Annotated in this window: 17 protein-coding genes, 1 tRNA gene and 2 pseudogenes; 12 read left to right on the top strand and 8 right to left on the bottom strand. The window is 65.1% G+C overall.

All coding sequences use genetic code 11. The annotated features are described in order from the left end of the window. Positions 1 to 26 precede the first annotated feature (26 nt). Complete coding sequence (locus J2W78_RS15040) at positions 27 to 1,964, bottom strand: chloride channel protein (protein ID WP_437178541.1); 1,938 nt, start codon at positions 1,962 to 1,964, stop codon at positions 27 to 29. A 48-nt stretch (positions 1,965 to 2,012) separates the two neighbouring features. Between J2W78_RS15040 and J2W78_RS15045 the strand changes: the two genes are divergently transcribed. After that, positions 2,013 to 2,089: transfer RNA gene (locus tag J2W78_RS15045), tRNA-His, on the top strand. 769 nt (positions 2,090 to 2,858) lie between these two features. Here the strand turns inward: J2W78_RS15045 and J2W78_RS15050 are convergent. Beyond that, positions 2,859 to 3,383: a hypothetical protein gene (locus J2W78_RS15050; RefSeq protein ID WP_253371759.1), complete on the bottom strand. Its 525-nt coding sequence runs from the start codon at positions 3,381 to 3,383 to the stop codon at positions 2,859 to 2,861. A gap of 1,519 nt (positions 3,384 to 4,902) precedes the next feature. Here J2W78_RS15050 and J2W78_RS15055 point away from each other — a divergent pair. The 4 genes from J2W78_RS15055 (at position 4,903) to J2W78_RS15070 (ending at position 6,815) form a co-directional block, all read left to right on the top strand. Then, the gene (locus J2W78_RS15055) at positions 4,903 to 5,304 is read left to right on the top strand and encodes a hypothetical protein (RefSeq protein WP_253371762.1); all 402 of its coding nucleotides are present in this window, start codon (positions 4,903 to 4,905) and stop codon (positions 5,302 to 5,304) included. A 331-nt stretch (positions 5,305 to 5,635) separates the two neighbouring features. Next, positions 5,636 to 5,881: a DUF6894 family protein gene (locus tag J2W78_RS15060; protein ID WP_253371764.1), complete on the top strand. Its 246-nt coding sequence runs from the start codon at positions 5,636 to 5,638 to the stop codon at positions 5,879 to 5,881. Between the two features lie 447 nt (positions 5,882 to 6,328). After that, the gene (locus J2W78_RS15065; protein WP_253371766.1) at positions 6,329 to 6,466 is read left to right on the top strand and encodes a hypothetical protein; all 138 of its coding nucleotides are present in this window, start codon (positions 6,329 to 6,331) and stop codon (positions 6,464 to 6,466) included. A 100-nt stretch (positions 6,467 to 6,566) separates the two neighbouring features. After that, positions 6,567 to 6,815, top strand: a complete 249-nt coding sequence (locus J2W78_RS15070) for a hypothetical protein (RefSeq protein WP_253371767.1) — start codon at positions 6,567 to 6,569, stop codon at positions 6,813 to 6,815. Positions 6,816 to 7,386: 571 nt separating this feature from the next. On the opposite strand, the gene J2W78_RS15075 is transcribed toward J2W78_RS15070, so the two are convergent. Beyond that, entirely contained in the window at positions 7,387 to 7,611 is a 225-nt protein-coding gene (locus J2W78_RS15075; RefSeq protein WP_253371769.1) for a hypothetical protein, read from the bottom strand. Positions 7,612 to 7,683: 72 nt separating this feature from the next. Between J2W78_RS15075 and J2W78_RS15080 the strand changes: the two are divergent. From J2W78_RS15080 to J2W78_RS15090, 3 genes and pseudogenes are all read left to right on the top strand, one after another. Beyond that, positions 7,684 to 7,849 (top strand): annotated as a pseudogene (locus J2W78_RS15080) (IS481 family transposase); the annotation flags it as partial. A 105-nt stretch (positions 7,850 to 7,954) separates the two neighbouring features. Then, positions 7,955 to 8,107 carry a hypothetical protein gene (locus tag J2W78_RS15085; protein ID WP_253371771.1) on the top strand — a complete coding sequence of 51 codons (153 nt, stop codon included), beginning with the start codon at positions 7,955 to 7,957 and terminating at the stop codon, positions 8,105 to 8,107. Between the two features lie 596 nt (positions 8,108 to 8,703). Then, on the top strand, positions 8,704 to 8,943 hold the full coding sequence (locus J2W78_RS15090) for a DUF6894 family protein (protein ID WP_253371773.1): 240 nt from the start codon (positions 8,704 to 8,706) through the stop codon (positions 8,941 to 8,943). 363 nt (positions 8,944 to 9,306) lie between these two features. Here J2W78_RS15090 and J2W78_RS15095 read toward each other — a convergent pair whose 3' ends face one another. After that, positions 9,307 to 9,558, bottom strand: a complete 252-nt coding sequence (locus J2W78_RS15095) for a hypothetical protein (RefSeq protein WP_004446489.1) — start codon at positions 9,556 to 9,558, stop codon at positions 9,307 to 9,309. A gap of 88 nt (positions 9,559 to 9,646) precedes the next feature. Here J2W78_RS15095 and J2W78_RS15100 point away from each other — a divergent pair, with 88 nt between their 5' ends. Beyond that, entirely contained in the window at positions 9,647 to 10,318 is a 672-nt protein-coding gene (locus J2W78_RS15100; protein WP_253371775.1) for a spermidine synthase, read from the top strand. A gap of 103 nt (positions 10,319 to 10,421) precedes the next feature. Here J2W78_RS15100 and J2W78_RS24750 read toward each other — a convergent pair. Beyond that, positions 10,422 to 10,529, bottom strand: a pseudogene (locus J2W78_RS24750) (manganese catalase family protein); the annotation flags it as partial. A 69-nt stretch (positions 10,530 to 10,598) separates the two neighbouring features. Next, positions 10,599 to 13,451, bottom strand: a complete 2,853-nt coding sequence (locus J2W78_RS15105; protein WP_253371777.1) for an EAL domain-containing protein — start codon at positions 13,449 to 13,451, stop codon at positions 10,599 to 10,601. Between the two features lie 183 nt (positions 13,452 to 13,634). Here J2W78_RS15105 and J2W78_RS15110 point away from each other — a divergent pair, with 183 nt between their 5' ends. Next, positions 13,635 to 14,006, top strand: coding sequence for a hypothetical protein (locus J2W78_RS15110; RefSeq protein WP_253371779.1), 372 nt, complete (start codon positions 13,635 to 13,637; stop codon positions 14,004 to 14,006). Between the two features lie 166 nt (positions 14,007 to 14,172). Further along, entirely contained in the window at positions 14,173 to 15,231 is a 1,059-nt protein-coding gene (locus tag J2W78_RS15115) for a cytochrome-c peroxidase (protein ID WP_253371781.1), read from the top strand. 24 nt (positions 15,232 to 15,255) lie between these two features. Here J2W78_RS15115 and J2W78_RS15120 read toward each other — a convergent pair whose 3' ends face one another. Continuing rightward, a complete protein-coding gene (locus J2W78_RS15120) occupies positions 15,256 to 16,764 on the bottom strand; it encodes a carbohydrate porin (protein ID WP_253371783.1) in 1,509 nt (502 codons plus the stop codon). Positions 16,765 to 16,927: 163 nt separating this feature from the next. Next, a complete protein-coding gene (locus tag J2W78_RS15125; protein ID WP_437178540.1) occupies positions 16,928 to 18,793 on the bottom strand; it encodes a sigma 54-interacting transcriptional regulator in 1,866 nt (621 codons plus the stop codon). Between the two features lie 258 nt (positions 18,794 to 19,051). On the opposite strand from J2W78_RS15125, the gene cynS reads away from it, so the two are divergent. Beyond that, on the top strand, positions 19,052 to 19,540 hold the full coding sequence (cynS, locus tag J2W78_RS15130; protein WP_253371786.1) for a cyanase: 489 nt from the start codon (positions 19,052 to 19,054) through the stop codon (positions 19,538 to 19,540). Positions 19,541 to 19,572 lie beyond the last annotated feature (32 nt).

Consider the following 19,572-nt stretch of genomic DNA (forward strand, 5'->3'; position numbering starts at 1 on the left):
GCCGCGACCCATAGCACGGGCGCGCCTCAAGCCGCTTCGCCGAGCATGGCGCGACGCTGCCGGTCCAGCTCTTCGCTGTAGCGTTTGAGCGTGTGGCTCTCGGTCAACAATCCGATGACCCGGCGGCTCTGCGAACCGTCAAGCACGGCGAGTTCTTCGCTCTCAGCCCCATCGAAGGCGGTCGCGGCCTGCTTGACGGTCATGTCGGCAAGTAGAAACGAACCGGGGTAGCGCACGACGTCGGCGAGGCGCGGCGTCTCGCCGTCATTCTCAGCCGCCCGCGCGTGCGCCTCCGGCACGAGCACGATACCGGCATAGCGATCGTGCTCGTCCACGATGACCACTCGCGACGGCGAGCCGAGGGGATGCGCGCGCAGGAATGTCGCCATCGGGGTGTCGAGGGGCACCGGCCGGATGTCCTTGCGCATCATCCGCCCGACCGTCAGGGAGCGCATCCAGCCGACATCGTGGGCACTGCGGATGCTTTCCCCGCGCAGGTGGAAGCGCCAAGTGGCGAAGGAGTAGCCGAAGGTCTTCCGCACCGTGAGCGACGAGGCGATCACCGAAGCGAGCACGAGCCCCGTCACGGGGAAGCTGCCCGTCATCTCCAGGGCGAGGAAGGTCATGGTGAGCGGGCCGCCGACGATGGCGACGGCGAAGGCGCTCATGCCGATCACGGCATAGCCGACCGGCGCGAGGCCGAACCCCTCGAAGCCGGGCCAGACCATCGGCGCGAGCCCGGCGAACAGGCGGCCCACCAGCGCGCCGAGAAACAATGATGCGAAGAACAGGCCGCCGCGGAAGCCTGACCCGATCGACATCGCGGAGGCCGCGGCCTTAGCGACGATGAGGCCGGCGAGCGCTCCGAGCCCCGCCGCCGCCTCGGGCGCAAGGGTGATGTGGAGCGCGCCATGCCCGGCCGCGAGCACCTGAGGGGTCGTCGCGAGAGCCAGCCCGCCGACGCACAGCCCGCCGAGGACGGGCCGCAGCGGCGCGGGCAGGCGCGAGGCGCGAAAGCCCTGCTCCACCAGCGTCACGCCGCGCATCAGCAGCACCGCCAGGCCGGCGCAGACGAGGCCGAGGACGAGGCACGGCAGCGTGTCGCCCGCCACCAAAGCCGTATCCTTGGCCAGAGCCAGGGATCCGACATCGACCAGGGCGACCTGAGGGGTAAGCGCCCGCGCCACGAGGCTTCCGCACAGGGCCGCGACGACGACGGGGGCGAGCGTCGCAATGGTGTAGGTGCCGATGATGAGTTCGAACGCGTAGAACGCGCCGGTCAGGGGCGAGCCGAACGCGGCGGCGATCGCAGCGGCCGAGCCGCAGCCGACTAAGGTACGCAGGTCCGAACGCCGCATCTCGAAGGCGATGCCGAGCCGCGAGGCGATCGCCGCCGCGACCTGGGTGTACCCTGCCTCCAGCCCGACCGAGGCGCCGCAGCCGTTCGAGACCACGTTCTGCGCCGCCACGTCGAGGGAGCCGCGCAGCGACATCCGCCCCCCGTGCAGTGCGTTGGCCTCGATCGGATCGACCACTGCACGCTTGGCCTTGCCGCGCCCCCTCGTTGCGATCAGGAGCAGCAGGCCGAGGATCGCGCCGCCGAGCGCCGGAGCCAGGAACGGAACCCCCATCAGCCCCTCTGCCGGAAGGTCCGTCAGGCTGCTGAGGCGCTGGCCCGCGGGGAGCCGATAGAGGATTTCGCGCAGGAACTGGGTGGCGCCGCTCATGGCGACGACGACGAGCCCCCCGACGCATCCCGTCACGGCGGCGAGCCCCACGAGGGCGATCTCGTTCCCCCGCACCCAGGCTCGAAGCCGGACCGGAGCCTGGACGAGCGGGGCGGTGGTGGGCGGAGACGGGCTCATCGCACTCGCGGAGGCTGGGGCCGGATCGCATACCATGGCGGCCATGCGCCCGCGGTCTAACATCGGTGGATCGGTGGTGCGAACCGCGAAGAGGCGCATTGAAGGCGCTTGAAATGCCGCGAGCCTCGGGATAAGTCCCCCTCACGTGCCGCCGTAGCTCAGTTGGTTAGAGCACTAGATTGTGGATCTAGGGGTCCCCCGTTCGAGCCGGGGCGGTGGTACCATACAATTCAGTGACTTAGCCGGGGTCTGAGCCACCGCTCAGGCCCCGGTTTGCTGTTCATTTGGAAAGTATCGTTCCGCTTCCGAGTTCGGCTCGATGAGTCAGGCGTCCATCTTCGCTTCGTTGCGACGGTTCGCGAAGGCTGTATGTTCCCGGCATGGATGAGGTGGCGGAGGTTTCCGCGGCGGTTGTTCAGCCCGTCCCCATCGCGGTCGTCGATCTCTGCGCCGTCTACGACCCCCAGCACCTGCTGGTGCATGAAGATGAAGCCCCTACCCTCTCGGCGCGACCGTCGGCGCTTGACGTAGACGTGAGCGAGCGGGGCGCCCGGTGCGCGTACCAGCGGAAGCGCGACAGGGCGGCAAAGTCCTCCTCATCGACCTCGGCACAGATTCCCTTGTTGCGCTCAGCCTCTGCTGAGAGAGCGATGGGTCGGCGGGGAGCACAGGTTCGACGTGGCGTAGAGCACCCCGGTAGCTCGCTGGGCTCACAACCTGAGAGTCGCCAATTCAAATCCGACAGCCGCAACCAGTTTCAGAATGGAAGCGCGGGCCGAATCCCTCTCCCCCCAGATCCAGACCGCCTTGAATTTTGTGATCTGCTACGCAGAGTCCGGGTGATCCATGCAGCGCCGAGATTGATCTGCCGACCGGATGCGACCGATGGAAGCTAGAGCATCGTCCCGGATATCGGATCCAGGACAATGCTCTAGCCTCTTGTTTTTGCATCATTTTTTCCGAAATCTGGAAACCAACTTTCGGGATGATGCTCTAGGCGTAAGCATCGACGATTTTGCCGGCTCTATCTGCCTTGCACGTCAGTACGCCTTGTCGCACCTCGTGGTTCTCGCCCTTCTTGAGACTTGCATAAATTAGGCGAAAACCGACTCGTGCGGCGGAACCGCCGTTCGTTCGCCTTTCAGGACCAGCCGATGCAGCATCAATCCGTATGGCCCCCAGCTTCCTTGCTGATTTAGCGACCGTCGAACGACAAGAATCTACCAGCGAGTTTCGGCCCGGCGTTTTTGGCAGCGGTGCGAATACGTAGCGCAACGCAACTTTTGTGCCTCGCACTTTTCCATATTTCGGCAACCGGACCACTATTGTCCGCTCACCCTTCGCCCGCGAGGCGGCGGAAGAAAGGCTCAACTGCCACGGCATCGTCCATGTCGCGTATGTTTTCAGTCTCGGCGTTGAGTGACCCGGCCGAGCATTCGCTTCGCCGGCTCCGACCGCAAGCATGAAGCAGGCAGCCCAGGTGCTGTTGATGACGGTGGCCAAAATTTTCGCGTGCATTTGTCGGATCCTATACATTTTGCAGGATGATCTGTCCGTCTAGTGCGGCGTTGGTCGTAGGAGGGATGGCAACGTGAAGTTTCTTAGTCGATCCGCTCTGGCGAGATGCGGAAGTGCTGGTCTGGCTTCGCGCCGTAATTTGCTGAAACCAATTCCTGTGTGCGATCGAGTGCGAGGCCGTAGCGGTTTCGATCTTTCGCTGGTTCTCGCCGCCTCGCTAGTTGGTTCGCCCTGCGTCGGACGGCCCGCCTCGCGATAGGAGCCGGCATCAGACGAGGCTCCCGTTCGGACACCTCCGGGACTTCGATCGATTGGTGGGCCCTCTTCGCTCGCAGCGTTGTGCGCCGTAACCTCGACCGAAAGGTTTGCGTCCGTGATGAGCGGCTTCGGGGGAGCCAGGATCCGCACGGTCGGCCCCTGCGGTAGGGATATGCGAGCATGGCGCGGGACTGACACGGCGGGCGAAATGCCTGGGCTGCTCACGATCGCCGCGACTTCAATAGCATCGCCGTTCAATGTTGATGCCGAACTAGGCGAGGCATCCGTTTCAGCAAATTTCTCTGGGGCAAGGACGGTGACGGTCTCGGTAAGCGGGATGTCCAGCAATTTGCGCAACCCCGCTGAAGGCGTGGCGGGTGCTGGGCTCATCGGGGAATGAGTCGCCTGACGATCTGTCGTGTCGAGGGTATCTTGTTGCCGTCTAAACTCGATGAGAGCAGTGATCCCGCACACCAGAGTTAAAGCGGCTACGCCGCACTTCGCGTATGGCCATGCCGTGCGCCGATCGTTAGATGCAAAACTTTCCTGACTGAGCGTCGGTGACTGACTTACTTCTCCCGTATCCGCACTTCCGCGGCAGATTTCACGATTGGCTTCAGTCGAAAGCTCTGCCCCATCGGCGTGTCGATTCTCTGCCGGCTTCGCTTGCGTCGACTCTGTGCGGCGAGCGTCGCGCTCCTTGTCCAGTTGGTTGAGAAGCTGTGTGACCCAGAGACTATCACCCGATGTTCCATTTTCGTGATTCGTAAAACCTGATCTAGAGTAGTGCGGCCGGAAATTTCCCACCCTGGTTGCGCCATCTGTGGCCTCGGAGTTCGTATCTTGTTGATCGACGTCCACACGCCGGGCACTTAAACGGTGCCGTGTCGGATTTTCTTTCCGATCACCGGTCATCGTCCTACTCCAAGAGTGTGCAGAGCAGTTGCTGCTGTAGGATCATCGGCCGGAGCCTGCAGAAGCTATAAGATCATCTCACGCCGGGTCAGATAGCTTGCATGGATGGGCTTGCCCTGCATTTACTCTTAAGTGGTATGAGGTCTGGGGATAGAGTCCGGAGATGATCGATTTCGTTGAAAACTCGTTCTCGGCCGAAATTAGGGCCTGTCGTCGTCTGAACGAATTGCGAAGTCTGGCGGTTTCTCGTTTTCAAGTGAGGAGACGTGATGCTGTCAGACGCGCAGTGGATTGAGTTGGAGCCGTTGACTGAAGCCTGTCGCCCGAAGGCCAAGCACCGCCCAACATGCCGAATCGTTGCTGGATCGCGTCCGGCGGCGCCTGCCTCGTGCTTTTCGCCCTCTACTTCGGCGCGGTCGCCGGGGCCCGGCGCTGGTCCTGCGAGGTGCTACCACCATCGGCACCCCGCGCGCCGCCCGGCTCGAGCTTCTCCATGGCCCGCACGATCGATTATGAGGACGAGTGCGAGTTGAACTACGAGCGCCTGCTTCTGTCGGACGTGCCAGGACCGAGGGGCGCCTTCCGCAGGGTGAGCCTCGAAGACGTCTATTTCCGTAGGCCGCCGTGGGAGTTGGACCGGAAGCCCTGGTACAGCCAAGGGCACATCCCCGACGACTTCCGATGCGGCCCTGCGCGGATCGTCGATAGCTCCTCGGCTGCCCGCAGCTCGCTCCAGCGGTTGTTCTAGCGGCAGCGGCGGGGCTACGCTTAACGGTCGACTGCTCGGGATCGACGCCGCTGCCATAGCCATTTTCGCCACTCGTCCGGACATCAACCTCGCAACCGAACGGGCCCGGCCCGGTGTCGGGAAATGGTGGCGGACGGAGGTGCTTGGGATCGGCGGGCCGCCTCCAGGGTGAGGTGTGGGGGAGCTGCGTCAATATGGACGAAGGTTTCAACTCCGCCCGCCCCAATGCACGCGAATAACTAGCGCACAATTCGTTATCGCCGACTGACGTCTACGGGCGTCGACGACTGAGAGAGGTTTGTGCTCTTGCCTTCATCGTAGGATGTAAACAGTGCCTCTCTATTACTTCGATGTGCACGATGGCACTCACATAACAGATAAAGTCGGCGTGGAACTTGAAGACTTTGAGGCGGCGAAGTTGCATGCAATGCACGTAGCCGCGATCCATTCGGTAAATCCGAAAATGATCGGAAGCAATGGTGGGGCAATGGTTATCGTCATTCGTCGGCCCGATAATACAGTGATGGCAAGTGTACGAATGTCGTTCAATATAAATATCGAGAAAAGAGAAACATAAAGCACGAGCGATCCGGTAGGCGATCAAAAGTGAGGTTTTGGATTCGGCAATTATATATTTAATGCTTTGTCGGTCCGAACTTACCTGATCAGGCGTTACCCCACCGGGAGGTTGCTCAGTCCCACTCTGGAATGTGGGATTGACCAAATGGCTGCGAACCCCGAATGGCCGGCAACGGGCCAATGGATGAGTATCCGCGTTGTGCTGCGCTCGGAGCGCCCGCGAGCCTTCTGCAACCATTGTTTGTCGGACATGCTCACGATTCTTTACGAAGACGTGGTTCGAGAGACGAGCCGTCTCATGGAAGGGGACACCTACCAGCGTCGAAAAGGTCGCTGCTTTCGATGCCGAAGCACCAAGCGATACGTCATTCGCGATTTGACGCCCTGACACCGGGCCTTGCGATCGCAGGGGCTCGGGCGACGCGTCATCACGACATGCTTCGCCGTGCCGGAGGAATTCGAGCCGGGCGGCGGCGAGCACTACGCGGCGCCGAAATACGCCTGTAACCCGCTGCAGCGATACTACCGGCCGATCACACGGGCGCAGAACGTGGTCAAAGTTCAGATTGAACTAAAGCCGTGAGTGGCACATCGAAACAGGATGTGCGATCGACCGCTATGCAACATGCAATTGTCTGTGCAGTCTCGTTCCATAGGCGGCCCCTCGCCGCTGGAGGCGCAGCATGGTCAGCACCAATCCGACAGCGAATGTGGAAAGCGATCCCCCGACTGATCGGTGTGAGCGCGCCCTCACTGAGGCGATCGGCGCTCTCGAAGCCATCCGCGATGAAGGGCCCACGGCCGATCCGGCCTATCCGACCCACGGAGGGATTGAGGCGCACGATGCATGGGGTTTCGACTCGGCCTCGCACGAGCGCGCGGAGACCGCTCGGGGCACCCTGGCGGACGTAGAGGCGATCATGAAGGAGTGATCGGCGTGGGGGCGCTGATCCGGACTATCCACCCGCCGCAGCTCGTCTGCCTCATGCCCGCCCTCCAGCGGGCTTCGTAAGACCCAACTTACCCCGCCGGCGCCCGCCGTGCGGGGTTTTTGTTGGCAGGCGTTGCGCGTCCAGCGCAGGTCAGGCCCGCCGGACTGAACGCCGCTGACGCCCGTCTACCCTACGTCCGCCCATCAGCGGACCCTTCCATCTCGATACCCACCTTGCCCCGCCCGGCTCGCTGCGGCGGGGCTTTTTATGCGCCTACCCAAGCTGGGGCGCTACGCAGCACGTGTAGGGCCAAGCCAGCGAGAATGGCGCCAACACCGATCAGTACAAGAATGTCGCCGAGTGACGTAGGTTGTTTCATGGCCGTTCATTGCAGCTGGACGAGCCTGCAATCCATCAGAGAGTGGACCTCTGACGGGTTTTTGATCCGGCGCTGTCATAGCTCCGCCCGGCTTAGCTGCGGCAGGGTTTTTGGGTGTGCCAAAGACTATGGAGGTGATGCAGGCGCCGCGCATGGAGCGGACCGCGCTGAAACGTGCCTCACCAGCGCACATCACTCCTGCTGGCTTTGTTCCGACTTGGTCTGGCTCAGCGCGATGAGGGCAGCGAACGCGCCGCCGGCTGATCCAAGAACGCCTGCCAGCGCGACGGCAATGGGAGGGAGTGGCGCAAGCTGCTGCGGCCACAACAGCCAGAGAGTGCCAAGGGCGACGAGCCCACAGCATGCGCCGCTCAGCAGTGCGAAGACGACGCGTCGTCTGAGAAGTTGTTTGTTCATCCGTTGTATCTAGGGCGCGCTGAGATTTAATCGCGTCCCCTGCGCCGTCGTCGCGACCCGGCCGACATCGGCTATGACAGCCACGATCAGCTTAGAGATCACCTCCAACTCTTCGTGGATGCCTACAACCACGCCCGCCGCCTCAAGACGCTGCCACGAACACGTCTGCCAAGCCTGGACCAAAGAAACCCAACGCTTCAGGGTTGATCCGTCACACCACATCCCGGGATCGTACAGTTGGCCCGTGGTCCCGCTCCCTCCACTCCGCTATCGGCCCACAGAGCGCCGCGTGTCCGCGCACACGGCGGCCAGCCCTTCCTTCACGACGCGAGAGCGGAACGCTGTGTCGGCTTCCCTGGTGGTCTGGTCGAAATCCGGCTCCGACAGAGCCGTGGCGCAGGACTGGACGGCTCCCGCTGCCGCGCTCGCCCCGAACTCCTCCCGGCACTCGATTTCGGCGAAGGTGAGCGTCGAGACGGAGCGGACGGTGTCGTAGCAGTCGCTTTGCGCCTTCGCAGATACGCATGAAGCCAGCATGATTGCCGTGACCAATCGCAGCACCGTTCGCCCCTCCGCTCGCCAGCGGCCATTTCGGCTCCGGCGCATCTTGACGCTACTGCCGCCCGCCTGTCGCGGGAAGGGGGCGGCTGCACGCTGTGCCAGGAATGGGCCACCTTGTCCTTCGCAGGACTTTGAGGTGCGGGAGGCATCGAAAATAATCGTTGCTGCTCATGGGGTGCAGAGATCCCGCACCTAGGCAACCGGCGTTGACCTCGTTGGTTTATTTTACTTCATTTCTGAACACGCCTACCTTGCCCCGCCCGGTCCAGCCGCAGCGGGGCTTTTCGTTTCTGGCGCTGCTGGCTCGGCTCCTCCGAGGCTCGCCCCGCCGCATCGTCACCGATCATTTGGATCACCCTCTCAAACTCGGCGAGCGATGTCTTCGTGTGCGATGGTAGCTTCGGATGTCATGACTCGTTTTTGTTGTAGCTAACGCCCGGCATACGTTTAAGGTGATCCGGTCGCGGTCCGGATTATGGCTTTCCGCGGTTGAGAGACAGATGTGCTCCCGCCCAGCGAGCGGAGAGTCACATGCCGCGCTTTTTCTTCGACGTCCATGACGGTCACCACGAGCGCGACGACGAGGGTACCCTTTGTGACAACGTGCAGGCCGCGGCGCTGGAGGCCAAGATCCTGCTGCCCGCGATCGCAAGACACGAGGTGCCGAAGGATGGTGAGCGCCAAACCATTACGGTGCTGGTGACCGACGAGGACGGGCATCCCGTCTACTCTGCCGCTCTTTGCTTTGTGGGTACCTGGCTGCTTCGCTGACGCCGGTCGCGGCGCATTCCCGCCCGAGCGCCTCGTAAATCGCCCGCACTGTCGTCTCGTCCAAGCCGAGGCCCTATGCGAACCGGAGCGGGCTTCGCAACTCGGCGGCGGATCGTTCGGTGGTCTAGGTCGCGCTCATATCCAATCCTGCTCATGGAGCGCTGCAGGGATCCCCCCCGTTCGCGCCGGGGCGGTGGTACCATCGAACTTCGCATGGTCTGGAAGGGGGCGGCGCCGAGCCAGCCCCTTCTTCGTTTGGCTCGACCCAGGGCTGGCGCCTGTGAGCCGGTCGGACCCGCTTGCCGGTCAAGCCGGGCTTCCCCTGCTGCTACGAGCCAGCGAGCAGGGGGCAGCGCCATGGCATCAGGTGGCGATCACCGGCTTCGCGATCGGCGAGCGCGTGAGCTGCTGGATTTCGCGCGGTGCCCGGCCGGCCTTCTGCGCGATTTCCGCCTCCTGCTCGGCGATGAGCTGACGCGCCGGCTCGTCACCGTCGAGCCCACCGAGGATTTCCATCGGGACACGCCGGTTCGAGGCGCGTGTGCCGTCTTCGAAGACAACGTCGAAGAGAACGAAGCCGCGCTGCTGCGGTAGAGATTTGGTGCGTTTGGACATGCCCGCTGATAGGCGGCCTTCAGCGGAAAGAGCAATGGCGGCGGACGCATGCGGGGTCGCACCCGGCGCCCGGCCGGGAAAGGCAGCGATGAACGAGTGGGTGCACCTCGAAACCAGCGACGTGCCCGGCGGCGGCAAGAGCCTCGCCTTGATGCAGCGCGGCGGTGAATTCTCCATCGTTGTCGGCAACATCGAACTGATGAACAGCACGCGCGGCACCTCGGAGGAAGCTCTGGCGTCGCTGACCTGTGCCCGGCTGACGGGCCGGCCGGCGCCGCGTATCCTGATCGGCGGCCTCGGGATGGGCTTCACGCTTCGCGCCGCTTTGCGGGAATTTGGACCGGACGCGCGCATCGTCGTCGCCGAACTCGTGCCGGCGGTTGCCGCCTGGGCGCGGGGACCGCTTGCGCCCGTCTTCGCCGGCTGCCTGGACGATCCGCGCGTCGAGCTGCGCGAGACGGACGTGACCCGCCTGATCCAGTCCGAGGCTTCCGGGTGGGATGCCATCCTCTTGGATGTGGATAACGGACCGGAGGGGCTGCTGCGACGCGCGAACAACCGGCTCTACGACGAGTGGGGACTGAGGCGGGCACAATGGGCCTTGAAGCCCGGCGGCACGCTCGGCGTCTGGTCGGGGACGCCTGACCGCAAGTTCAAGGCACGGCTCCAGCGTCTTGGCTTCGCCGTCGAGGAGGTTCGTCGCCCGGCCAGCGGTTCGAGCGGGCCCCGCCATGTCATCTGGCTCGCAACGCCGCCCTGACGGCTTGGTGAGCTGTCCGCACACCGGGCCAAAATCCTTCGGCCGGGTACGCGATGTCTTGTCGCTCGGAGCCGATGCGGCTGTCGAGCTCGTCTGTGGGTCAGCGATCTGCCTTCTCGCCCGCCACGGCACCGACGATGGCATCGACCGCCCCGGCTTCCTGAACCTTGGTCGGCGCATTCTCGAGGTTGATCGCGACGGCCGTCGCCAGAAAGAGCGATGGCACGTCACGTTCCGAAATGGCGGCATGACGGGCTCCACGCCCCGATCGCGTGGCGGTTCAGGCGGCGTTCCGACCGAGTGCCGTGACCAGTTCGCGGATCGAGGCCGAGGGGACGGGGCGGCTGAACAGGTAGCCTTGACCCTCGTCGCACCCTTCGAGGCGCAGCTGGTCGAGTTGGGCCTCCGTCTCGATGCCTTCGGCCGTGGTCGTCATGCCGAGGCTGCGGCCGAGGCCGACTACGGAACGCACGATCAGCCGCGCATTGCCGGTCGCGGCGAGGTTGCGCACGAAGGACTGATCGATCTTGATCTTGTCGAAGGGGAAGCTCTGCAGGTAGCTCAACGACGAGAACCCGGTCCCGAAATCGTCCATCGCCACCCGCACGCCGAGGCGCTTCAGGGTGTGAAGCGTCGCCAGTGTCGTCACGCTGTCGTTGAGCAGCACCGATTCGGTGATTTCCAGCTCCAGCCGGTGCGCCGGCAATCCGCTCGCGGCGAGCGCATCCATCACTGCCCGGACGACCGCGGCATTCCTGAACTGCGCGGCGGAGACGTTGACGGCCACGCCGATGCCGGCGGGCCAGGTCGCGGCCTCACTGCAAGCCTTGTGCAGCACCCATTCGCCAATTTCGCCGATGGTGCCCGTTTCCTCCGCCAGGGGAATGAAATCCGCGGGAGAGACATAGCCGCGCTCGGGATGCCTCCACCGCAGCAGCGCCTCGCAACTGGCGATTCGCTCCCGGTCGAGCTTGACGATCGGCTGGAACACGAGTTCGAACTCGCCGTTGCCGACGGCCTTCTTGAGATCGCTTTCCAGGGCCCGGCGCTTGCGCAGCTCGACGTCCATTCCCTCATCGAAGAACGACCAGCAGCCCCGTCCGGTCGCCTTGGCGCGGTAGAGCGCGAGATCGGCACTCTTGAGCAACTTCTCCGGGCTCGTTCCGTGTTCGGGGGCGAGCGAGATTCCGATGCTGAGCCCCACCGTCACGGTGTGCCCGTCGAGGAGGAAGGGCTGCTGGAAGGCCGCGATCAGGCGCTTGGCGAGGGCGCTCGCATCCCGCCGCGCATGCGTGCCGGCCTGGACGATGGCGAACTCGTCGCCCCCCAGCCGCGCCACGAGGTCGGTCTCGCGCAGGCAGCTTTGCAGCCGTTCCGCAACGCTGCGCAGCAGGCCGTCACCGATGGGATGGCCGAGCGTGTCGTTGACTTCCTTGAACCGGTCGAGATCGAGGCAGAGCGTGGCGAACCCGGCACCGTCCCCTTCGGCAAGGCGCGCGGCGGCCTCCTCCAGGCGTTCGCCGAACACCATGCGGTTGGCGAGCCCCGTCAACGCGTCCTTTCGCGCCATGGTGATGATCCGCGCTTCCGCCTCGTAGCGCTGGGTGACATCCTCGTAGGTGGCGATCCAACCCCCCTCCGCGGTCGGCTGCTGCTTGAGCGCGACGATGCAGTCCGTCCGGATCGGGCAACAGAGCGACGCGCTCGACCCGCGTTGGAGCAGGGCCTCCTGCTCGATGAGGAGATCGATCGCGCGGCTGTTATCGGACGACGCCTCGACGAGACGGGCTACGTCTCGGATGGTCATGCCCGGCCGCAGCGCGCCAGCATCGACGCCGAACATATCGCAGAAGCGGCGATTGTAGACGAGCAGGCCACCCTCCGAGTCGTAGAGGCAGAGCCCTTGGAGCATGTTGCTGAGAGCCGCGTCGAGCTGCGCGTTGCTGCGCTTGAGCTGATCCTCCTGTTCTTTCAGCAAGGACACGTCGCTGCAGACGGCGACGAAGCCGCCCTCTCGTGTCGGACTGCGGCTGATGCGCAGCCAGCGCCCGTCGGCGGCATGCGTCTCTGCGGTCAGGGTGGCATTGCCGGGCATGGCGAGCAGGGCATCGGCGACGGCCGAACCCCTGGCCTCCGAGAGAGGGCGATGTCCGGGCTCGGCCTGATCGATCCCGAGCAGAGCTGCCGCCCGCGCGTTCGCGAGCACGATGCGGCCTCCGGCATCGACGACGACGATGCCTTCGATCGAACCCTGCACCGCGTCGGCCAGCAGGCTTTGGGCGGAGTGGCGCTGAGCGACCTCCTCCTGCATCATCGCCGCGATGTTGTCGCGCATGACCGCCATGGCGCGCAGCAAGGCGCCGAACTCGTCGTCGCCGCCCTCGGGCACGCGCACGGTCAACTCGCCGGCTGCGATGCGGCTCGCGACCGTCGAGGCGTCGGCCACCGGCCGTACGATCTGCCGTAGCAGGAGCAAGGCGACGATGCCCGAGAGAACGATTGCCAGAGAGGTCGCGAAGATGCTGAACCCCACGTCGCGGGCCACGTCCGCGCGGGCCGTCTGCCGATAGGAGAATCCATCGCCGGCGGTGAAGTTGATGAGCAGGTCGATATGCTGCTCGGCCACCGCCGCGTGGGCGTCGAGCGCCTGCCACACATCCACCGTCTGTTGATCGGGGCCGAACTCCCTCCGGGCGGCGAGCCAATGCGTGACGGCATCCTTGGCGGCGGCGGCTTCCCGCGTCGCGCGCTCTGATTGGGCTCGGTCCGCCGCGATCTCCAGGTCTTCCTCGAACGATTGCGTCAGCGCCTCGATCCGCGCCTCCAGCGTGCGCCGCTCGGAGCTATCGCCCGCGAGGCGGGCTCGGGCCACCGCAGCTTGGAGCATCGCGAGGTCGGTCGCGGCAGCCCGGGCGTAATTGATCGCCATCAGAGAGCGGTCGTAGGTTTTGTCGACCAGCGCACCGGTAGTCATGATGCCGAAGGCGGCGTAACCGCCGAGCGACGCCGTGATCGCGCTCAGCATCAGGAAGGCGAGGAAGATGCGGCCGCGAATCGTGCGACCACCGCGCAGCACGGCCTCGACGGCCGTGCGCCCCCGCGAAAAGCCAATTGGTTGGCGTGTAAGACTCATCGGGCAAACGCTCGCTTCTGGCGGCAAGCATGTCCGATAATCGTTAAGGTAATCTACGGCGTCAGCGATGTCGGTAGCGTATCCCTCCGATTCGGCGATGACGTTAAGGCGAACGCAACTTCATGGATGTTCATCTGAGACGAACGAGTGCGCGGGGGCGTCCTCGAAATAGAGGAGACGGGCATGACGGATGCATGCCGGATGAGGATTGCGCCCGCACCGCGGCGCACGGGTTCAGTCCTGTTGCTCACATCCCTCATCGCATCCGGAACGGCGCTTGCGCTGGCGGGTGATACGGCGTCCCACCGCGTCACGCAGAAGGGTCGATCCTTCGCGCCGGGCGCAATCTCCCTGCGGGCCGGCGAAGCCATCGCCATCGTCAACGACGATGGAGAACTCGTCCATCACGCCTATCTGGAAAATCCGGACTTCAGCTTCGACACCGGTGAGCAGAGTCCAGGCAGTAAAACGGTCGTCTTTTTCCCGAAGCCAGGGCAGTTCACGATCCTGTGCGGCATTCATCCGAAAATGAAGCTCGCCGTCTCAGTGAAGTGATGAAGCGTGCGATATTTCTTGTTAGAGAATTTCGAGATGCTTCTGGGGCTATCGATCCGTCGGCATCTCGGAAACCAGGCCTGCGCGCGCGTTTCACGCCGACGTCATGCGAGGCTTAACCGAAATTAAAGCTAGAGCCTCAAAGATCGAATCGATCGAGGTTCGAATGGCTTGGAAATTCGTGGGGGGTGTGGCGGCCCTCCTGACGATTTTATTGGGAGGTTTGGCGATCGCGACGAACGGCGAGCCCGACCGCTCGGCCATGTTCGCCGAATACCGCCGCCCGGCCACCATCCCCTTCCCCGACGACAACCCGTATGGGGCGGCCAAGGCCGAACTCGGCCGCGCGCTGTTCTTCGAGCCCGTCCTCTCGCGTGACGGCGATCGCACCTGCGCCACCTGTCACATACCGGGGCAGGATTGGACCGACTCGAATCCGCGCGCTCCGCGCAGCGACGGCGGCTTCATGGATTTCCGCACGCCGACGCTGCTCAACGTCGCCTGGACCGACACGATCTATGGCTGGGACGGCAAGTTCCGCGGCCTTGAGACGGTGGCCCGCACGCCGCTGACTGCGCCGGGCAACATGAACATGCCGCCCGAAGAGATGGTCCGGCGCCTCTCGGCCGATCCGAAATATGTCACGGCTTTCGCAAATGCTTTCCCTGGACCCGTTCCGGAGGGCGGACCGGTCACACAGGAGCGCATTGAGCAGGCACTCGCCACCTTCCAGCGCCTGATCGTCTCCGGCCGCGCACCCTTCGACCGCTGGGTCGAGGGCGATGCGCGCGCACTGAAACCGGCCGCCAAGCGCGGCTTCGATCTGTTCAACGAAAAGGCCAATTGCGCCGCCTGCCATTCGGGCTGGAACTTCACCGACGGATCGTTCCACGACATCGGCGTCACCACCGACGGTGCGATCGGCCGGGGGCGGTTCTTCCCGACCTCGACGGCCCTGCGCCACGCCTTCAAGACGCCGACCCTGCGCAACGTCGCCCGGCGCCCGCCCTACATGCATGACGGCTCACTGACGACGTTGCCGCAGGTGATCGACCTCTACGACCGCGGCGGCATCGACCGGCCGAGCCGGTCCCGCGACATCCGTCCGCTCCACCTGACGGCGCAGGAGAAGGCCGACCTCATCGCCTTCATGGAATCCCTGAACGACGACGGCAGCGACGGGCCCGCCTACCAGCCGATCGGAGCCGAGCCACCGCGCCCGTGATCGACATCGAGTCCGGCGCACTTGTCAGTAGTTGACCGTCGCGCGCAGACCCAGAACCGTGGCGTTGCGCAATCGGCGCCCGCGCTCGTCGGCCAGACCGCCGCCGGGCCGCATGACGTATTGGAGATCCGGCTGAAGGGTGAGGCCGGGCACCATTTCGGCTTGATACGTCGCCTCGAACACTGTCTCGCTGCTGCGCAGCGGCCCCGATCCGGCCCCGAAGATGCGGACATCCCGGTCGAAGGCGCGGGCGGCCGGGCTGATGCGGGAATGGATCACCCCGAGGCCCAGCGTATCGTTGGGGCGGCCCTCGAACAGGCCGCGATAGGCCACACCCGCATCGACGTAGAGATCGATCAAGTTGCGGTCGGCCGGCACGGCGGAGACCCGCAGGAAGGCCGAGGCACCCTCGTTCACCGTGCCGGGCTCGCGATAGATCGTCTGATCGAGCATCGCGTAGAGGCCCGCATTGCCGCGAAAGCGCCGGGCGATCCCGCTCGCCTCGGGATCGGCCAGAAGCCGACCCCGGACTTCGTCGAGGCGGGGGCTGTCGAATCGTCCGAAATGGTACCAGCCGCCCAGGGTCGCGGTGCCGGGCAGCCGCTCGGCACCGGGCAGGCTGGTATAGGCATAGGCCACCTCGCCGATCAGCAGTGCCGGGTCATTGACGCGGAAACTTGTGCCGGTGCGGTTGCGCCGCTCCGGATCGGTCTCGTCGCCGGCCGGACTGCCCGCCGGGTCGCCGTTGAACAGCCCACCCTGCAGCGAGAGTTCGTCGGTTGGCTCGTATTTCAGGCGGATGGCCGGCGTGGCCAGCGGATAGATCGGCCCGCCGCTCGGCATCACGACCGCGCCAACATTCGGCCAGCCGAATCCGGCATTGATGAACACCACCCCCGACTGCGCGATGGCGAACTCCGTGTCGGCCGAGACCTGCCCGATCTTCACCGAGAGCCGGTCGTCGAAGAAGCGCTGCTCGATCCACAGCTCGAACAGCCGGGTCGAGGGCAAAGCCTCGATGCCGCTGACCGTCGTCAGGTTGTTGACGAAGCGCCGCGACAGGCCGTGCCCGTGGATCTGGAAGAAGTCGGTGTGAAACCGGGCGCCGCTCCAGCCGGCGAGCCGGTCGAGATCGATGTCGAGCGAGGTGTCGAGGCGACCGCCGAAGGTCGTCCCGCGCCGTAGCCCGCCGGAGGCACTGGAAAACCCCTCGCCGATATAGGTGAGGACGTAGGTGACGCCCCGTGCGGCCAGCGCCGCGCGCAGGCCGAACGGATCGCCGTAGGGGCCGAGCGCATCCTGGATCGAGCCCTCGTTCGTCACCGACACCTGATCCGACGTCCGCGATTGCGCGATCGCGGTCTGCGGGTCGCCGCCCGCACCCGTCAGCGGTAGGGCCAGGGATGGCAGCGATTGGGCACATGCCGGGACGGAGGCGGCGCAGAGCAGACCGGACAGGGCGAGGACCGACGCGCCGCCCTCGAGGAGACGGCGTGTTCGGGCCGCGCGACCGCGTGTCGTTTCCGCTCTCAAGGCATCGCTCGGCTCGGCACACAGGGGTGTCTGCGCGGTCGGCGCCCCTCCGTCGAGGGGAGCGGTCCGGCCGGGACATATCGGACGATATCCAAGCAGGCGCAAATGACAGCCCTGCGAAACGCCGGTCCTCGGCACGGTTTCGGATGGGGATCACCGCCCGTCAAAGCGGTTCGATCCCGAGCACCTTCATCCGCGAGCGCAACGTCGTCGGCTTGAGACCAAGGAGTTCGGCCGCGCCGCCGGCACCGAAGACCTTTCCGCCGCTGATGTGAAGCGCCGCCTCGATTTCGCTGCGCGCGCGGGCACGGCGCTCCTCCTCCGACAGCGGCCGGCCAAGATCCGCCGGGCGCTCCGGCGCGGGCGTGACAGGGCCGGTGCTGCGGGCTTCCGGCAGATCGAAGCGCAGCCGCCCGCGCTCGGCGAGGATCGCGGCGCGCTCGATCACATTCTCCAACTCCCGCACATTGCCCGGCCAGTCGTAACGGGACAGGCGCCGCGCGTCGGCCTCGGTCAGGCGCAGATCCGTCCGGTTCAGGCGCCGCGCGGCAGCCTTCAGGACATGCTGCGCGATGAGCGGCACGTCCTCGCGGCGCTCTCGCAAGGGCGCGGAGGTTAGGGGGAAGACGTTGAGGCGGAAGTAGAGATCCTCACGGAATCGCCCGCGGCGCACCTCCTCCTTGAGGTCGCGGTTGGTTGCGGCGATCAGCCGGATATCGACCGCGCGGGTGCGTTCCTCGCCGACCCGCTCGAACTGGCGCTCTTGCAGGACGCGCAGGAGCTTGCCCTGGAGGTCGAGCGGAATTTCCCCGACCTCGTCGAGGAACAGCGTACCGCCGTCGGCGAGTTCGAACCGTCCGATCCGGTCGCGCAGGGCTCCGGTGAAGGCGCCCTTGGCGTGGCCGAAGAACTCGCTCTCGAACAGGTCGCGCGGGATCGCTGCGCAGTTCACGCGGATCAGCGGCCGCTCGCGGCGGCGGCTCGCCTCGTGGATCGCCCGGGCGATCAGCTCCTTCCCGGTCCCGGATTCGCCGGTGACGAGGACGGTGGCATCGGTGCCTGCGACCACGTCGATCTGGCGCAGCAACGCCTCCATGACCGGGCTACGCCCGATGATGCCCTGATGGTGGCTCTCGGCGCGAATCTCCTCCTTCAGGTAGGCGTTCTCCTGCTCCAGGCGCTCGCGCAGGGAATCGACCTCGGCGAGCGCCGCGCGCAGCCGGTCCTCGTCCTCCCGGCGCTGGCTGACGTCGCGAAACACGATCACCGCGCCGAGCAATTGCCCGCTCTCGCGGATCGGCGTCGAGGTGTACTCGACGGGAAAACAGGTGCCGTCCTTGCGCCAGAACACCTCGCCATCGACCTGATGCACGGCTCCGTCGCGGAAGGCCGCGTAGATCGGGCAGTCGCGATGCGGGTAATGCGCGCCGCCCGGATGGGTGTGGTGGACGGTGGCGTGCATATCCTTGCCGACGAGGTCGGCCGAGGCCCATCCCAGCATCCGCTCCGCGGCCGGGTTGACGAAGGTGGTGATCCCCTCCGCATTGACGCCGTAGATTCCCTCCCCCGCCGCGCCCAGGATCAGCCGGTTGCCGCGCTCGATGTCGCGAAAGATGCGCTCCATGCGCTGCCATTCCGGCAGGCCGGCACGCATATGCGCCTCGGCCTCCCGGTCGATGCGGCGGCGCTCGCGCTCATCGAGATCAAAGAGGGTGACGAGCAGCCGTGTCGGCTCGCCCGAGAGGACGCAGCCGGCATATTCGAGCTGCAACGGCTTTCCGCCGCCGTGGCGCGGCGTGAGGGTGTGCGTCCACCATCGCCCCTCCGCGAGGACAGCCTGGGTGAATACCACGAGCGCGGGCCGTTGATCGGGGTGGAGGACGCTCACCGGCATGGCGCGCAGCGCTGCACGCGAATGGCCGAGGAGGCGGATCGCGGCCGGATTCGCGTCGGCGATGCGGTCGGCCAGCGGCTCGAAAACCAGCATCGCTTCGCCATTCTCATCGAAGGCGCGGCCGTAATCCGACATGGCTGCCTGCCTCGACGTCGCTGTCATCACTGCGAAATCTCGCATCATCACTACGGGATTTCGTCATATGCGAAATGTCGTAGCCGAGCCACGAGGTGCTAAGTCTCTGCAGATACGAGAGTTGCGCCGCGTTGCCGATATGGCACGTCGCTTGCCAAACGACTGGGTGAAGACGCAGCGAACACGTCGGTGCGTCGTCCCAGGCTCGTTCCGGCACCTCGGGACACGCCGGAACGGCCCGCCCGCAGGGAGACAAGCATGAAGCGCGAAGACCTCACCGAGAAGCTTCTCGACATCAAGCGCGAGAAGGGCTGGACCTGGAAGTACATTCAGGAGGAGATCGGCGGCATCTCACCGATCCTCATCACCGCCGCCTGCATGGGCCAGATGAAGCTGCCCAAGGCGCAGGCCGCCAAGGCCGCCAAGCTGTTTGGGCTGAGCCAGGCCGAGGAGCGGATGCTGAACGAGGCCCCCTATCGCGGCTCGATCCCGCAGATGCCGCCGACCGACCCGCTGGTCTACCGCTTCTACGAGTTGGTGATGGTCTATGGCACGACCTGGAAGGAACTGATCCAGGAGGAGTTCGGCGACGGCATCATGTCGGCGATCGACTTCAACATGACGATGGAGCGCGAGCCCAACAACAAGGGCGACCGGGTGAAGATGAATCTTTCCGGCAAGTTCCTGCCCTACAAATACTACGGCAACGACGAAGGCGTGCCGGAATACGGCTTCAAGGAGCCGTAGGAGCCCGCCGGTTGAGAGAAGCCCGGTGCGAC

It is taken from the genome of Methylorubrum extorquens (assembly GCF_024169925.1).
GTDB classification, from domain to species: Bacteria; Pseudomonadota; Alphaproteobacteria; order Rhizobiales; family Beijerinckiaceae; genus Methylobacterium; species Methylobacterium extorquens_A.

What these genes read in the sequence shown, in the direction of transcription:
- J2W78_RS15040 (WP_437178541.1), bottom strand. Translation starts at nt 1,964, where the DNA reads ATGCGCCTCTTCGCGGTTCGCACCACCGATCCACCGATGTTAGACCGC.
- J2W78_RS15050 (WP_253371759.1), bottom strand. Translation starts at nt 3,383, where the DNA reads ATGCACGCGAAAATTTTGGCCACCGTCATCAACAGCACCTGGGCTGCC.
- J2W78_RS15055 (WP_253371762.1), top strand. Translation starts at nt 4,903, where the DNA reads ATGCCGAATCGTTGCTGGATCGCGTCCGGCGGCGCCTGCCTCGTGCTT.
- J2W78_RS15070 (WP_253371767.1), top strand. Translation starts at nt 6,567, where the DNA reads ATGGTCAGCACCAATCCGACAGCGAATGTGGAAAGCGATCCCCCGACT.
- J2W78_RS15075 (WP_253371769.1), bottom strand. Translation starts at nt 7,611, where the DNA reads ATGAACAAACAACTTCTCAGACGACGCGTCGTCTTCGCACTGCTGAGC.
- J2W78_RS15090 (WP_253371773.1), top strand. Translation starts at nt 8,704, where the DNA reads ATGCCGCGCTTTTTCTTCGACGTCCATGACGGTCACCACGAGCGCGAC.
- J2W78_RS15095 (WP_004446489.1), bottom strand. Translation starts at nt 9,558, where the DNA reads ATGTCCAAACGCACCAAATCTCTACCGCAGCAGCGCGGCTTCGTTCTC.
- J2W78_RS15100 (WP_253371775.1), top strand. Translation starts at nt 9,647, where the DNA reads ATGAACGAGTGGGTGCACCTCGAAACCAGCGACGTGCCCGGCGGCGGC.
- J2W78_RS15105 (WP_253371777.1), bottom strand. Translation starts at nt 13,451, where the DNA reads ATGAGTCTTACACGCCAACCAATTGGCTTTTCGCGGGGGCGCACGGCC.
- J2W78_RS15110 (WP_253371779.1), top strand. Translation starts at nt 13,635, where the DNA reads ATGACGGATGCATGCCGGATGAGGATTGCGCCCGCACCGCGGCGCACG.
- J2W78_RS15115 (WP_253371781.1), top strand. Translation starts at nt 14,173, where the DNA reads ATGGCTTGGAAATTCGTGGGGGGTGTGGCGGCCCTCCTGACGATTTTA.
- J2W78_RS15125 (WP_437178540.1), bottom strand. Translation starts at nt 18,793, where the DNA reads ATGTCGGATTACGGCCGCGCCTTCGATGAGAATGGCGAAGCGATGCTG.
- cynS (WP_253371786.1), top strand. Translation starts at nt 19,052, where the DNA reads ATGAAGCGCGAAGACCTCACCGAGAAGCTTCTCGACATCAAGCGCGAG.